The organism is Photorhabdus hindustanensis, assembly GCF_002968995.1.
GTDB classification, from domain to species: domain Bacteria; phylum Pseudomonadota; class Gammaproteobacteria; order Enterobacterales; family Enterobacteriaceae; genus Photorhabdus; species Photorhabdus akhurstii.
This window is the reverse complement of record NZ_PUWT01000048.1, coordinates 81,292-97,183: the sequence shown is the minus strand read 5'-3', so window position 1 is coordinate 97,183 and position 15,892 is coordinate 81,292. Positions and strand designations below refer to the sequence as shown.

General features: G+C 43.1%; 14 protein-coding genes. 11 read left to right on the top strand and 3 right to left on the bottom strand.

Annotated features, from left to right (window positions below; genetic code table 11):
- Nucleotides 1–2: 2 nt before the first annotated feature.
- Nucleotides 3–464, bottom strand: a complete 462-nt coding sequence (gpt, locus tag C6H66_RS16670; RefSeq protein ID WP_036776832.1) for a xanthine phosphoribosyltransferase — start codon at nucleotides 462–464, stop codon at nucleotides 3–5.
- Nucleotides 465–710: 246 nt separating this feature from the next.
- Here gpt and pepD point away from each other — a divergent pair, with 246 nt between their 5' ends.
- Complete coding sequence (pepD, locus tag C6H66_RS16665; RefSeq protein ID WP_105396149.1) at nucleotides 711–2,171, top strand: beta-Ala-His dipeptidase; 1,461 nt, start codon at nucleotides 711–713, stop codon at nucleotides 2,169–2,171.
- Between the two features lie 36 nt (nucleotides 2,172–2,207).
- Here pepD and dinB read toward each other — a convergent pair whose 3' ends face one another.
- Complete coding sequence (dinB, locus tag C6H66_RS16660; protein WP_105396148.1) at nucleotides 2,208–3,263, bottom strand: DNA polymerase IV; 1,056 nt, start codon at nucleotides 3,261–3,263, stop codon at nucleotides 2,208–2,210.
- Between the two features lie 208 nt (nucleotides 3,264–3,471).
- Here dinB and C6H66_RS16655 point away from each other — a divergent pair, with 208 nt between their 5' ends.
- From C6H66_RS16655 to C6H66_RS16645, 3 genes are all read left to right on the top strand, one after another.
- Nucleotides 3,472–5,772, top strand: a complete 2,301-nt coding sequence (locus C6H66_RS16655; protein ID WP_248000704.1) for a TonB-dependent hemoglobin/transferrin/lactoferrin family receptor — start codon at nucleotides 3,472–3,474, stop codon at nucleotides 5,770–5,772.
- 120 nt (nucleotides 5,773–5,892) lie between these two features.
- The gene (locus C6H66_RS16650) at nucleotides 5,893–6,453 is read left to right on the top strand and encodes a sigma-70 family RNA polymerase sigma factor (RefSeq protein WP_248000703.1); all 561 of its coding nucleotides are present in this window, start codon (nucleotides 5,893–5,895) and stop codon (nucleotides 6,451–6,453) included.
- A gap of 59 nt (nucleotides 6,454–6,512) precedes the next feature.
- Entirely contained in the window at nucleotides 6,513–7,388 is an 876-nt protein-coding gene (locus tag C6H66_RS16645; RefSeq protein ID WP_181150225.1) for a glycerophosphodiester phosphodiesterase family protein, read from the top strand.
- A 143-nt stretch (nucleotides 7,389–7,531) separates the two neighbouring features.
- Here C6H66_RS16645 and C6H66_RS16640 read toward each other — a convergent pair whose 3' ends face one another.
- Complete coding sequence (locus tag C6H66_RS16640) at nucleotides 7,532–9,457, bottom strand: sigma 54-interacting transcriptional regulator (protein WP_105396145.1); 1,926 nt, start codon at nucleotides 9,455–9,457, stop codon at nucleotides 7,532–7,534.
- A gap of 364 nt (nucleotides 9,458–9,821) precedes the next feature.
- On the opposite strand from C6H66_RS16640, the gene C6H66_RS16635 reads away from it, so the two are divergent.
- Genes C6H66_RS16635 through C6H66_RS16605 form a run of 7 tightly spaced genes read left to right on the top strand, consistent with a single transcriptional unit; the run spans nucleotide 9,822 to nucleotide 15,718 of the window.
- Entirely contained in the window at nucleotides 9,822–10,304 is a 483-nt protein-coding gene (locus C6H66_RS16635) for an MSMEG_0572/Sll0783 family nitrogen starvation response protein (protein WP_105396144.1), read from the top strand.
- A gap of 29 nt (nucleotides 10,305–10,333) precedes the next feature.
- A complete protein-coding gene (locus C6H66_RS16630; protein WP_105396143.1) occupies nucleotides 10,334–11,341 on the top strand; it encodes a Nit6803 family nitrilase in 1,008 nt (335 codons plus the stop codon).
- Nucleotides 11,342–11,364: 23 nt separating this feature from the next.
- Nucleotides 11,365–12,462: an MSMEG_0568 family radical SAM protein gene (locus tag C6H66_RS16625; protein ID WP_105396142.1), complete on the top strand. Its 1,098-nt coding sequence runs from the start codon at nucleotides 11,365–11,367 to the stop codon at nucleotides 12,460–12,462.
- 12 nt (nucleotides 12,463–12,474) lie between these two features.
- Entirely contained in the window at nucleotides 12,475–13,038 is a 564-nt protein-coding gene (locus C6H66_RS16620; protein WP_046397779.1) for an MSMEG_0567/Sll0786 family nitrogen starvation N-acetyltransferase, read from the top strand.
- Nucleotides 13,035–14,090 (top strand): sll0787 family AIR synthase-like protein, encoded by a 1,056-nt coding sequence (locus tag C6H66_RS16615; protein WP_105396141.1) that lies wholly within the window; start codon nucleotides 13,035–13,037, stop codon nucleotides 14,088–14,090. Before C6H66_RS16620 ends, C6H66_RS16615 begins: the two co-directional genes overlap by 4 nt.
- Nucleotides 14,078–14,368: an MSMEG_0570 family nitrogen starvation response protein gene (locus C6H66_RS16610; RefSeq protein WP_036814154.1), complete on the top strand. Its 291-nt coding sequence runs from the start codon at nucleotides 14,078–14,080 to the stop codon at nucleotides 14,366–14,368. Before C6H66_RS16615 ends, C6H66_RS16610 begins: the two co-directional genes overlap by 13 nt.
- Before the next feature lie 12 nt (nucleotides 14,369–14,380).
- Nucleotides 14,381–15,718, top strand: a complete 1,338-nt coding sequence (locus C6H66_RS16605) for an MSMEG_0569 family flavin-dependent oxidoreductase (RefSeq protein WP_105396140.1) — start codon at nucleotides 14,381–14,383, stop codon at nucleotides 15,716–15,718.
- Nucleotides 15,719–15,892: the final 174 nt, after the last annotated feature.

Genomic DNA, 15,892 nt, shown 5'->3' with positions numbered 1-15,892 from the left:
CGTTATTTACCTTCACAAATTGGCGGAACGAACGCCACACCCATATCCCAGGGTTGTTCTATCCAAGTATCTTGAGGAATATCAACAATATAATCATCAACCAGAGGTCGGCCTGCCGGCTTTGCAAAGATAGTCACAAAATGGGCTTTGGGATACATTTCACGGATGGCTTGAGCGGTTCCTCCAGTATCAACCAAATCATCCACAACGATGAAACCTTCACCATCGCCTTCCGCTTTTTTCAGAACATGTAGTTCACGTTGATTATTATGGTCATAGCTGGAAATACAAACTGTATCTACATGACGAATACCCAATTCACGCGCTAAAAGCGCGCCAGGTACAAGACCACCGCGACTCACGGCAATGATGCCTTTCCACTGTTCGACTGGGAGTAAACGTTGCGCCAATTTGCGGGCATGTATTTGCAACATATCCCAGGTTACGACATATTTTTCGCTCATAAAAATTGATCCCGACAACTTAAGAATACTTTAGAAAAGCACCTCGCAAAAAAAGTTGCGCGAATTATAGTGACTTAGGTCGGTAAAAACTAGCGGAAACAGGGAATCGATGAATCGTATTATTCTTAACAAAAGTAAAGTGGTATTCTGAGTCCAATAACATCATGGCGTTAAGCGCTCATCATATAGAAACTATTTCTCATGTAGATCCCATCTTAATTGAGATGCAGTCATAGGAGATTCGTCGTGTCAGAACTATCACAATTATCCCCTCAACCTCTATGGGACATCTTTGCCAAAATCTGCTCTATTCCTCACCCTTCTTACCATGAAGAAGCGCTGGCAACCCACATTGTTCAATGGGCGCAAGAAAAAGAGTTGCATGTTGAACGAGATCAAGTCGGCAATATTCTGATCAGAAAGCCCGCCAGTAAAGGGTTGGAAAATCGTAAAGCGGTTGTTCTGCAAGCACATCTTGATATGGTGCCGCAGAAAAACAACGATACAGTGCACGATTTCACTAAAGATCCTATCCGTCCTTATATCGATGGTGAATGGGTTACTGCCCAGGGAACAACACTGGGGGCTGATAATGGTATTGGCCTGGCATCAGCGTTGGCTGTACTGGCTGATGACAATGTAAAACATGGCCCGCTAGAAGTTTTATTGACCATGACGGAAGAAGCCGGAATGGATGGCGCTTTTGGCCTGCAACCGGGCTGGCTTCAAGCTGATATCTTAATCAATACCGATTCAGAAGAAGAAGGGGAAATCTACATGGGTTGTGCTGGAGGTATCGATTTTACCACCACTTTAGCATTAACTCGTGAAGCTGTTCCGGCTCACTACAAAACACTAAAACTGATCATCAAAGGTTTAAAAGGCGGGCATTCCGGTTGTGATATTCATGTAGGGCTAGGTAATACCAACAAACTACTGGCACGCTTCCTTGCCGCCCATACTCAGGAATTGGGGCTAAAACTGCTCGACTTCCAGGGCGGTACGCTGCGTAATGCCATTCCTCGTGAAGGCCATGTTATTGTTGCTATCCCTGCCGATAAAGCAACGCAGCTTACCCAATTGAAAGATAAGTACTTGGATATACTGAAAAATGAGTATGCCATCGTTGAGAAAAATCTGACTGTATTACTGGAAGAGGTCGAAACCGAGATTCAGGCATTAACTGATGATTGCCAAAACCGTTTTATCTCATTGCTAAACAGTACTCCCAATGGTGTTATCCGTATGAGTGATGTCATCAAAGGCGTAGTAGAAACCTCGCTAAACGTGGGCGTTGTGGCGATGGAACAAGATAAGGTAAATATCATTTGCTTAATCCGTTCGCTTATCGACAGCGGCAAGTCCTATATCATAGGAATGCTCTCTTCGCTGGCTAAACTGTCAAATGCTGAGATTTACGCTAAAGGGGATTATCCCGGCTGGCAGCCAGATGCAAGTTCTCCGGTAATGCACTTAGTACGTGAAACTTATCAACAGTTATTCGATAAAATACCTAATATTATGGTGATCCACGCCGGGTTGGAATGTGGTCTATTCAAGAAACCTTATCCTGATATGGATATGGTATCTATCGGGCCAACCATTACGGGCGCTCACTCTCCTGACGAACAAGTGCATATCAAGAGCGTCGGGCAATATTGGCAACTGCTCACTGCAATTCTGAAAGCCATTCCTGAAAAGGCTTAATCAGCTCTCCCCTGCTTCGATATGATTGCAGGGGGATTACCATTCAAGCAAAAGTTGCCGCTCAATTTCTGGGTCCTGCAACGTCACGTGCAAACCCACTAAACGAACGCCACGCCCTTCCCGGCGAGATGTCCATGTTTTCTGAGCCAATTGCAGTAAATCCTGCTTATCCAATAGTGGATGAACATGCTCCTGAGTGGTTAGTTGAAAATCATCAAATTTCAGTTTAATCCCCTGACGGGCAATTCGCAGATCAGGTTTAACGTTACTCAACCGTTTTTCTAATTCGAGATATAAACTTTCTATCAGTTCAGTGCACTGTTCCCAATGATGAATATCTCTCGCAAGTGTCCGCTCCACACCAATTGATTTTCGCAGACGGTCTGGATTCACCAATCGTTGATCAATACCGTGACAACGATCCCAAAGTATCTGACCAAATTTCCCCAACTGTTTTACCAAAACAATAACGTCATATTTTTGTACATCAGAACAAGTTTCCAGCCCCATATTAGCCAGCCGTTGCACCATGACTTTGCCAACCCCCGGAATTTTTCGCAAAGGTAAAACCTTAACAAAATCAGCCACTCGTTCAGGAGGAATGACATACTGCCCATTCGGTTTATTAATATCAGAAGCGATTTTTGCCAAAAATTTCACCGATGCAATACCGGCTGATGCCGTCAATTGTAATTCATCAAAAATGGCTTTACGGATCTCCTGTGCGATAAGAGTAGCAGACCCATAACAATGATGACTATCAGTGACATCCAAATAAGCTTCATCCAATGACAGAGGCTCTATCCACTCAGTATAACGAGAAAATATCTGATGGATATGCCGGGAAACTTCCCTATACAGCGCCATACGCCCCGGAAGAACTTTAAGCTGAGGACAGAGTTTCAGCGCCATTGCAGTAGACATTGCACTACGTACCCCAAAACGACGAGCAAGATAATTAGCGGTACTAATAACACCCCGCTTGTCTGCGCTGCCGCCCACAGCAATGGGAATATGGCGAAGTGACGGATCATCACGCATTTCAATAGCTGCGTAGAAACAATCCAAATCAATATGAACAATCTTTCGCATTCTGCTTTAGCCTATCAATAATAACTGTATAAACATACATAAAAATAGACTCAAGAGCAATCTAGCAACAACTTTGAAAATATCTTGAGCAATAAAATAATTAATTAATACCGTTATTAACTTTTCCCTGCCCGATTCCTTGCGTTAAGTGACCTATCCTGTAAGTGCGACTTTTCTATTTAACGACATTCCAAGGATGCTTATAACAATGAAAAATAGCGGGAAACCACAAAAAACCTCAGCTACAGCGACTACACAGCCAATTAATCGCACCCTTCATTATGCTTTATCGAGCATAATTATGCTGAGTACTGGCCTGCCAGGTTATCTGGCGGCGCAGGAAAATGAAGAGCAAAAAGCAAAAGAAAAACCGGAAAAATCAGAGAAAGTCATTACACTTTCTACACTTTCTGTTATTGGCGGGTTGAATAACAGCGTCAGTGCTGGAAACTCGGTATTGAAAAAAGAGGATATTGAACGTACCCAGGCAGATAATATTGCCGAGCTGCTCGATCAACTTCCCGGCGTTTCCATGTCAGGATCGCCTCGTCCGGGCGGCCAAACTCTGAATATCTGGGGAATGGGTGATACCGAAGATGTTAAAGTCACCTTAGATGACGCACCGAAAGGCTTCGAGAAATATCGGCAAGGCTCTATCTTTATTGAACCCGAATTAATCAAACGAGTCGATGTCGATAAAGGCCCACATAATCTACTTGATGGTAATGGCGGATTTGGCGGAACAGTTAAAGTTGTCACCAAAGATGCCAGTGATTTATTACAACCGGGAGAAGATTTTGGCGGATTGCTGAAATACAGTTATCACACCAATGACCGCCAAAATATTTATAGCAGCGCAGTTTATGGCCGGACAATAGAAGGCTTCGCTGACGGCCTGTTATATATGAGCAAACGAGATGGCGGCAATATTAAACGACCGGATGGCACCCGCTTTGCATTCTCTAAAAGTGATCAGGCATCCTATTTACTGAAAACGAATTTTTACCTGAACGATGCTAATACATTGACACTTTCTGCGATGCGTTCTGATTCTGATGGCTGGCAGCCGTGGGCAGCAAAACGTGATGAAATAGCCGTTCCGTCAGAAGCCGACGTTGAAAAATATGGTTGGAATGAAGCCTGGCGCCGGAAGTTGGTTTATCGTGATCAAACAGACCAAAATTACACAGCTAAATGGAATATTGCACCGGAAGATAATCCATTACTTAATCTGACAGCAACTTATGCTTATTCCAAAACCGAACAACATGATAAACGCTCTAAAAAAGCCCACAGCGGTTTTCTTGGCTCATTGGGAAATGAAAGCTGGATCGACTATGTGGATAACCTAGTAGATATAAATAATGAAAGTACTTTTATAACCGGACCGATAGAACACACATTATTAGCTGGAGTTCGTTGGCATAAAAATCAACGTAATACCCTTATCCATGATAGAAGTAAAGACAAAAAACCTGAATATAATCATGGCTATTTTCAGCCAACTTATATGCCTTCAGGCGAGCAAAAAACGAATAGTTTCTATTTGCAGGATACAATAGTTATAGGCAGTGTTACTGTGACGCCCGGTGTTCGCTATGACCATATCACCAATATTGGCAAACCCAATATCGCGGCAATCTACAATGATAACTCACCAAATGTAGGTCATGATTACCGCAATGTCACCTATACCGGCTGGTCTCCTCATTTTGGCATTATGTGGAAAGCAACACAAAACCTGTCACTATTCTCAGATATCAGCCGAACATGGCGCGCTCCGTTGGTGGATGAACAGTATGAAATGCAATATGCCAAGGCAAGTGTCACTGCCACCAGCCGTAACTTGGATGTAGAAAGAATAACTGGTTTACGCTTCGGTGCGATTCTGAATTTCAATAACCTGCTGGCGGACCAAGATAGTTTACAAATCCGTACGACATTATTCCGTAATAGAGGCAAGGATGAAATATTTACCCGTCGCGGAATAGTGTGTAAATCACCGGATTGTGAAAAGCCTTTATCCAACTACCGTAATTTACCGGGATATACCATTCAAGGACTGGAAATCGAGACTTTCTACGACAGCAATTCCTTATTCGGAAAACTTTCTTATTCGACTATCCGTGGTCAGAGAGATGCTTCACCTCGCGATCCGTGGGGCAATAAAACTTGGATTGCGGAAACTCCACCAACCTCCGCCCGCGCCATGTTAGGCACGAAAGTCCCTCAATGGCAGATGGCAATAGGCTGGACCGGAGATTTTGTCCGTAAACAAGACAGATCGCCTAAAGATGGAGATCCAATGGCAACACTCTGGTCAATACCCAAAAGCAAAGGTTACGCATTGCATGGCTTATTCGCCAGTTGGCAACCTACTTTCTGGCAAGGTTTTGAAGCTCGTGTCACGGTAAATAACCTGTTTAATCGGGATTATTACCCATATCTCAGTGAATCGGTTTCCGGGATTGGGCGTAACATTAAATTCAGCGTCTCGCAGAAGTTCTAATATCCCACTTAAAAGTTCCCTCTATATATGAGGGAACTCACTTAAGATCAACAGCTTGACAGATGCCCCTCATATGAAAATAACAATCATTATCATTTGTCTAAGTTATTGGAAATCATAATGGCAGCCCAGAAAGCCATACCTAAAATTAATCGTTCCGCTCAACAATTTTACTTTGAACACCATGACTGGCTATACAACTGGCTACGCCAAAAAGTCCCTTGCCCCTGCCATACGAAAGATCTCACTCAGGACACTTTCCTGAACGTTCTATCAAGTTCAAATTTGTCAGATATCCGCCAACCACGGCCTTTTCTGGCGACCGTAGCTCGCAGCCTGGTTGCTAACTATTACCGCCGAAGAAAGACCGAAAAGAACTATCTGGAATACATGAACTCGGCACCAGAAATAACTATGCCTTCTGCTGAAAGCAGAATCGCCACATTTGAACAGCTTGAAAAACTTGAGATCACTCTTGATAAATTGCCAGTTCAAGTAAAAAGCGCTTTTTTGCTGGCACAGCTACAGGGTCTGCATTATAGCGAAATCGCTGATCAACTTCAGGTTTCTTCCAACTCAGAAAGCAGTATTTGCAACGAACACATAACAAATGTAAAAAAATTCAAATTCTCACTTAAAATCCAAAAAACCGTGTTACATTCAAAATTGATTTCACAATGAAATCATTAATAAAGTTAATAATTTCAATTTAACTATACTTGGATATTATGGAGAAAACGATGCGACACGGAATTACCGCTGCAATCCTACTTTGCTGCTCTGCCAGCACTTTCGCAACAACACCACAAATTATCGCTCATCGTGCTGGTACCAGTGATGCACCTGAAAATACCGAGTACGCCATTTCCAAATCCTTAGAGAATAAAGCAGATGCTATTTGGATCACTGTTCAGCTTTCAAAGGATGGTATTCCAGTACTCTATCGTCCATCAGACCTGAATAGCTTGACCAATAAAAGTGGACTCATTTCTGCTTATAAAGCAAGCCAATTGGCTAAGTTTGATGCCGGTTACAAATTTGGCTCTGATGGTCATCATCCATTCCGTAATAAAGGATTAAGTATTCCAACATTAGAACAAGTCTTAAAAAAATATCCCGATACTTTCTTCTATATTGATCTTAAATCGCCAGATGCAGATCCAGCACAACAAGCCAAAGCGCTTGAAAAAGTACTGACCAAACAAAAAGCGCTTGCCCGTACCCGCTTCTATTCCACTAACGAGACTTACCTGAACGCATTACCGGCAACAATTCAGCGTTTTGAAAGCCGTGATAAAACCCGCACTATGCTGGCAAATATCACAATGGCTCACCAATGCGATATCCCTGCAAATACCGACACCGCTCGCTGGTATGGTTTGGAAATGCGTCGTAACGTCGAAGTTGTTGAGAAATATACTCTTGGTGAAGCACGTTCCAAATCAGTATTGTCATGGGATAAGGAAGCAATGGAGTGTTTCCGTGCTAATGGCGGAGCTAACATCATTTTATTTGGCATTAAAACTGAGGAAGATTTCAAACAAGCTAAAGAGCTTGGCGCCGATGGTGTGCTGGTGGATTCTCCCAAGCTGTTCAGTACCTTCAAAGCAAAATAAAAATTGGGGGTTCCCAGAAAAAGACTCCTCAGTAATCATTTTGGAGGAACACTTTCCCCCATACAGACAAAACAAGGCAAAACCCGCATTCTTATGCGGGTTTTTTCCACTGAATCGCATTTTCCAAGCCCAAGATAAGATTTTTAATAATCAATCTCCAATTTCTTTAAGCGTGAGATCAATGTCGTTGGGTTCATTCCCAATAATTTTGCTGCGCCATCATCACCAAAAATTTTCCCTTTGCATTGTTTAACAGCAAGAGAGAGATTTTTAATCTCCAAATCTTTCAGTTGCTGCATGGTCAGCACGACTTCAATTTGTTGAAGTTTATTGTGAATATTCTGATGCGTAGTTTCATTTTGTTGTTGATCTTGTTCTAGCAAATATCTAAAGGAAACAGTGCCTTGTTTCGCTATAATTAGCGCGCGTTCAATGACATTTTGCAATTCACGAATATTGCCAGGCCAGTCATATTGCTGTAGTTCTAAAATATGCCTTTGTGAAAATGGCAGATAATTAATTTTACGCTTGTCACAAATCAACTTAGCAAAATGCGTAACCAAAAGTGGAATATCTTCTTTACGGTCACGTAAAGCTGGTGAACAAATCGGGAATACATTTAAACGGAAATAGAGGTCTTCACGAAAGCGCTTGTGTTTAACTTCTTCTTTTAAATTGCGGTTGGTGGCAGCAATAATCCGCACATTCACATGTCGCGTTTTTTCTTCGCCAACCCGCTCAAAGGTTCCTTCCTGCAATACACGCAGCAGTTTACTTTGTAGCTCGATAGGAATTTCGCCAATTTCGTCTAAAAACAGTGTACCCTGATCTGCCAATTCAAAACGTCCGGCACGGTCACGCACAGCCCCAGTAAATGCACCTTTGACATGTCCGAAAAATTCACTTTCAAACAGTTCCGAAGGAATGGCGGCACAATTGACTCGAATAAGTGGTTGCTGTTGACGGTGACTGGATTGGTGAATAGCACGAGCAATCAGCTCTTTGCCTGTACCTGATTCACCATAAATCATCACATTGGCATCAGTTGGGGCGACCACCTTGATTTTTTCAATAATCTGTAAAATGGATGCACTACTGCCAATAATTTCATCATATTGATTTTCATGTAAAATTTCCTCTTGCAGATATTCATTTTGCTGTTCGAGCCGGCTTTTTAAATCTTGTAACTCTTCAAGAGCATGGGTTAATTGCTTTTCGGTATTCAGCCGATCGGTAATATCGCGAAACACCACTACCGCGCCAATAATTTCACTGTCACGAATCACCGGAGTACTGGTAAATTCCACCGGAAAGCAACTGCCGTCACGACGCCAAAAAATTTCCTGAACCCCCTCATGCACAATACCGTCATGCACCGCTGCATAAATCGGGCACTCTTCTTCAGGATAGGGGTCGCCATTTTCATGGGTATGGTGATGAATCTTATGGATATTATCATTCAATACATCTTCAGGTTGCAGCCCCAACATTTTAGCCCCGACAGGGTTAATAAAAGTACACAAGCCTTGTTTGTTAATACTGTAAATACCGTCACCGACTGAACTCAGCAATAAATGCTTGCCTGTGTCGGAGTCAATAAGTAGCTCTTGTAAGGCTTGCGATTCTTTTAAACCTGTACAAATGGCTTTATTGGTATTTTTATTGAGTTGGCGCAGTTCTAAATCTTTGACATCCACCAGCGACCATATCAGCAAGGTTTTATTTTTATAGGGCAATGAAACAGAAGTAATATCCAATTGGATTTTTTCACCATTTTTATCAAAGATATACAGCTCATTGTTCCAAGCCCACCCTTTCGCCAAAGCGCCTTCAGTAAATGCCACAAGATACGGCAGTTGTCTGAAATGACCAAAAATGGAAGTCACCGTTTTTTGAATAATTTCATGACGTTCATATTGTAATAATCGGGTGGCGCTAATATTCACATCAATAAACTGGTTTTGATGTGGGTCCAATACAATTAATGCCTGTGACGTGTGTTCAAATACCAACGGGCGAGTCGAGTCTTCATAAACTACCCAGTCTGAGATAAAGTCAGTCGTATTCATACTATACCCGTCATCTTTCAAGTTGCCTCTTTGTTGGCTGCACTCGCTCACCCCGGTCACATAGTTTGCTATGCTCCCGGGGATTCACTCCCTTGCCGTCGCGATGCATCTTTAAATCCATAGGGTATATGAAGTTTCATAATTTAAGCTATGAAATTTCATAATACTACGAAAAATCCTAATTCCCTAGTAGTTCGAATTATCTCCATGAAAAATATTTTTATAAAAATTAAATGATATTTTTCAATGTGATAAGAATTAACTTCCGCTCCAAAATATAACTTGGCACAGCTCTCGCATTAATACAGTCAGACTAGACTACATGTTGGTTCATTCCCAAATAACATTGAACTAGGAGTTGGTTATGCCAAACATTGATATCGAACAATATAAAGACGGCGATTTTCTTGTCGATTATGAAGAAAAAGTGTTTGAGGACGTCAAAGCCCAGCCAAGTGAAAAGGCATTGGTGACTTTCCATACCGTTGCATTTGAAGGATCAATTGGCTTGGTCAATGTGTTACAGGCAAAACGTCTGTTGCGCAAAGGCTTTGAAACCAAAATCTTGCTTTACGGCCCAGGCGTGCAATTGGGTGTACAACGCGGTTTTCCAACTTTAGGGGCAGAAGCTTTTCCGGGTCATCTGGCCGTCAATAATCAGTTGAAAGCCTTTATGGCAGAAGGCGGCGAAGTCTATGCCTGCCGCTTTGCGTTGCAAGCGTTATATGGGCAAACCGAAAAAGCGCTTATTCCGGGCATTCGGCCAATTAATCCATTGGATGTAATGGATTTAAGACTGCTGATGCGTCGTGACAATGCCTTAATCATTGATACCTGGACTGCCTAAGTAAACATAAACTATAAGGGGATAAGGTTATGAACCGAATAATTAAAGCTGCCGCTGTGCAATGTAGTCCAGTGCTTTATAGTCAAACCGCAACGGTAAAAAAAATCTGTGACATTATTTTAGAGCTTGGAAAACAAGGAGTGCAATTTGCAGTCTTTCCTGAAACCGTCGTGCCTTATTACCCTTATTTCTCCTTTGTACAACCGCCATTTGCTATGGGTAAAGAACATTTAAAGCTGTTGAATGAATCGGTGGTTGTCCCTTCCGAAGCAACTTTAGCGATTGGTCAAGCCTGCCTTGAAGCCAACATGGTGGTGTCGATTGGCATTAATGAACGCGCGGGCAGTACGATTTATAACGCGCAACTGTTATTTAATGCCGACGGTTCAATCATTCAGCATCGCCGCAAAATTACCCCAACTTACCATGAACGAATGGTGTGGGGACAAGGCGACGGCAGTGGTTTACGCGCCATTAACTCTGCGGTGGGGCGTATTGGCTCGCTGGCATGTTGGGAACATTACAACCCATTGGCGCGTTTTGCCTTGATGGCTGATGGTGAGCAAATTCATGCGGCCATGTTTCCCGGTTCGTTGGTAGGGCAAGTCTTTGCCGATCAAATCCGCGCAACCATTCAACACCATGCTTTAGAGTCTGGCTGCTTTGTGGTCAATGCCACCGCATGGCTGCATCCCGAACAACAACAGCAAATTATGCAGGATACCGGCTGTAATATCGGTCCAATTTCAGGAGGATGTTTTGCCGCCATCGTTTCTCCCGAAGGCAAACTCCTGGCTGAACCGATCACACAAGGTGAAGGTTATTGCATTGCCGATCTGGACTTTAGCCTTATTGATAAACGCAAACGCATGATGGATTCGATTGGACATTACAGCCGACCTGAATTACTCAGCTTATTGATTGATCGTCGTCCAACACACGTATTACATGAACTGAAAGTTGAAACATCAACTCAAAGTCATCTCGAAAAGCTCTCAAAGTTTAATGAAGAACATGCCGAAACCGTATTGATGTAAACCCGATCGATAGGGGGTTAAAGATGTCTGCAACACAACTATTAACCAATTTGCAATTATTAACCGACTTGCAATGTAATGGTCTGAACTGGGAAGGCGATTTTGGCTTGTCCCGTAAAGGCGGCGCAGGGCCAAGCGATCATAAGGCACTGAGCCTTGACGGGCAGACCATGATGATTCCTGTGCTGAACCTTGCAGCACAGGATTCTCCCTACACCGCAAAGCCTGAACCGCACTCTGACAAGGTGATTGTCTTTAAAAACCGGATTCCTGTAGCAACCTTAACTGCGCCTGCACGACCACGTTTTTATGATTTAAAAACCGCCGAAGGCATTGCCTACGAACAAATTGCGACCTTACATAGCCGTGATGTATTGGCGACAACGGTGTTACAGCATTGCATTCGTATGAAGGACAAGGCAACTGCCTGCCAATTTTGCTCGATTGATCAGTCTCTAAAAGAGGGTCGAACCTTGCCCCGTAAACGCCCGGAACAATTGGCTGAGGTGGCGAAAGCAGCCGTTGAACTGGATGGCGTCAAGCAAATGGTAATCACCACAGGTACGCCAAACACGGGAGATCGCGGCGCCAAAATTTTATATGACTCAGTTAAAGCGATTAAGGCGCAAGTAGATTTGCCGATACAGGTACAGTGCGAACCACCCGATGATTTTGTCTGGTTTCAACGTCTAAAAGATGCAGGCGCGGTGTCGATCGGCATGCACCTTGAGGCGGTAAGCGAACGTGTACGACAGAAAATTATGCCGGGCAAAGCCGAAGTATCGTTGGAAAAATATTTTGCGGCATTTGAGGCAGCCGTTAAGGTGTTCGGTCGAGGACAGGTCAGTACTTACATTTTGGCAGGTTTGGGCGATACCGAACGGGAAATCGTGGAGATGACCGCCAAACTGACTGAAATTGGGGTATATCCATTCGTGGTACCGTTTGTACCGATTCGAGGCACGCCATTAGAGCATCACCCTAAACCTGATCAAACTTTTATGCAGTCGCTCTATCCGAAAATCGGACAACAACTCAAACAACATGGTTTGAACTCCGAAAATACCCAAGCAGGCTGTGCCAAATGTGGCGCTTGCTCTTCGCTGAAAGCGTATGAATAAGGAGAATGTGATATGGAACTTTCTCACTATCCTTGGCTGCTTGAGCAGAATGAAGGGCTAAAACAATTTGTTAGCGACGACATTGCCATCAAAATTGTGTCGGAAGATTGGGAGCGTCGCCAATATTATCGTTTGCGTGAAATGACCTTTCGCGATGAACAGAAAATCTTACAAGAAGATCGTGACGAATACGATGTTAAAGCATTAGGCATTGTTGCCATTGAGAAAATGTTTGGTGAGCATGATCGAGTGATTGGCGCGGTACGGATTTTCCCGGATGGCGAACAGACATGGTATGGCGGGCGTTTATGCGTAGAACCTTTATATCGACGTCGCCATATCATTGGTAAAGCGTTAATCAATACTGCGGTATCGACCGCCAAGAACTTGGGATGCCGTACTTTTTTAGCCACCGTGCAAAGTCAAAATGAACACTATTTCCAAAGGTTGTGTTGGGATAGTTTACGTCAGTTGACCATTGCCAACATTCCACATGTGCTGATGCAGGCACAGATTGAAAACTATCCATTACCGCATGTCCCGATGCAAGCCTATATGCAAAAGGAGACGCAATGATGGAACTCAATCAATTACTCGAAATGTTAAAACATACGCCTGCTATGCAGTCCAAACAGGCGATTGCTCACCATGTTTCAATTAACACAACTTGCCATGTGGATTCATTGGATAGCTTATATGCCTATCCCGGAGATGACACGGCGGCAGTGCCGCTAAATGGTCAATATGTATTACACGCCTGTGAAGGCATGTTACCCAGTTTTGTTGCCGATCATCCTTATTTTGCCGGATGGTCAGCGGTCATGGCGAATATTAGTGATATTGCCGCAATGGGTGGTCGGGCATTATCAGTGGTGAATAGCTTTTGGCATACCAGTAGCGAAAGTGCCCAGTTGTTAATGCAAGGTATACAGGATGCTTGTAACGCTTATGGTGTGCTATTGGTCGGTGGGCATACCAATCTTGGCGCAGTTTATCAGCCCACTTTATCAGTTGCGATTCAAGGCATAGCGCGAAAACTACTCTCGGTGTTGCATGTCAAACCACAACAAAAAATTCTGATTGCTTTAAATCTAAAAGGGCAATTCCACCCCAATACCACTTATTGGAAATGCTTTGAGCGTGTGCCTGACCGCATTTTACAGTCACAAATTGCCTTGTTGCCGCAATTGGCGGAGACAAATCTGGCTCACGCCGCCCGTGATATTAGCAATGCCGGTATTCTAGGCAGTTTGTTGATGCTACTCGAAGCGACAGCATCGGGGGCGCAGATCAACTTAGATGCCATTCCTAAACCTGATGATGTGGACTGGTTTAAATGGCTACAAATCTTCCCCAGTTTTGGTTTTTTACTGACTGCCGATGCAAATGAATGTGAAGCAATAATCGAACTGTTTCACCGTCAAGGCATTGCCTGCGCGGTGATTGGTGAAACCAATGCCTGTGGCGTGGTTGCCGTGCAACAACAAAAGCGGCACGGCATATTTTGGGATTTTAACCGCCAAATATTCACCGGTTTTTGTTATGCCGATGCTTTAAAAAAGTTACAGGCTCAATCCATACAGATTAAACCTAAAAGTCAGCAGGAGTCGATGTTATGCCCAGTGTGAATTTTACTGTGAAATGGCCTAATGGGGAGCTGATTCAATATTACTCACCCTCAACAGTGATTTATGAATACCTGTCCATTGGTCAACGTTACCCAAGCACGGAGTTCTTACATCAAGTTGAAAATGGTCTGCATGCCGCATCGGAAAGGGTACGGGCGCGTTATGGCTTTTTCTGTAGTTCGGCCGTGGACAATCTGGCGATTATCAAACGCCAAGCCAAATTCTTCGGGCTAAATCCAGAAGATCAAATTGAAGTTATTGAAATGACGAATCAATGAGAGGGATATCCCATGTTAAGTATCCAAAATCAAATGTTACAGCCAAATTACGATGTGGTCATTGTTGGTGGTGGTCAGGCAGGTTTATGTATCAGTCACTATTTGCAAAAAGCAGGCATTAACCATGTGGTATTGGAAAAAGAATCCGAATTAACCCATAGCTGGCGTCATAAACGTTGGGACAATTTTACCCTGGTGACACCGAACTGGCAGTGTCTATTGCCTGAACATCCTTATCAAGGGAAAGATCCTGACGGCTTTATGAAAAAGCCTGAAATTGTGGCATATCTTGACGAATTTATTGAAAAAACTAATCCTCCCGCTATTTTAAATATTCAGGTAGAACATGTGAAAAAAGTGGCGGCACATGAGTTTGTCATTAAAACCAATCACGGTATAACCACAGCCAAACAGCTTGTCGTCGCAGCAGGAGGATATCACACCCCGATTTACCCAAAATTAAGCGTTGCCTTGCCTAAACATGTGAAAGTGATGCATTCGGAAGAATATTTAAATGCAGACCAACTGCCAGAAGGTGCTGTATTGGTCGTTGGGTCAGGACAATCCGGTGCACAGATTGCCGAAGATTTACATCTGGCAGGCAAAAAAGTCTATTTATCGACCGGCAATGCACCACGTTGCGCTCGCTTCTATCGCGGTAAAGATGTGGTGAAATGGCTGTTTGATATGGGGTATTACGAAACTACCGTCGAAAATCATCGCTATAGTGAAGAAGTGCGTAACAGCACCAACCACTATGTCACAGGGCGTGACGGCGGGCGTGACATTGACCTGCGTAAATTTGCCTTAGAAGGTATGCAACTGTTCGGACATTTTGACGACTTTAAAGAGGGTCAATTCTGGTTTAGACCAAATTTATCGGAAAACCTGAACCTTGCCGATACCACTTATAATCGCATTAATGCCTCGATTGATGAGTATTTGGAGAAAAACAATATTGCAACCGACGAACCAGCATCGGTATATCAACCTGTTTGGCAGCCTGAGCAGGAAATCACGCACATTGACTTAGTAAAAGAAAATATCACCTCAGTGATTTGGTGTATTGGTTTTAAACCAGATTATTCATGGATTGATTTAGATATTTTTCAAGCCAATGGTTATCCAAAACATAACCGTGGTATTACCATCGATCCAGATGTCACATTTATTGGTTTGCCGTGGTTATATACATGGGGTTCTGGACGTTTTCTCGGGATCGATCAGGATGCCGCCTATGTGGTACAGCATATTGGGCAACAAATAAGTCAGCAAAATATGCATATGTTATCTACTTTAATTAAAGGTGATAAATCTGCAATCAAAGATAAAAGAATATCTCAAATGTGAAATTCCTAACTTCGCCTGACAGAATATTTTTAAACGCTTATTTTTTTAATAAAGAGTCTGGTTGCAAAAACGGGGGTGACCATAGATTTTTACGGAGAGCATAAAAAACCTTGGGGCATTTATGTGGTAAAGCAGCTAAAGAAGCCACTTTAACGTATAAGTATTGGGCCGATA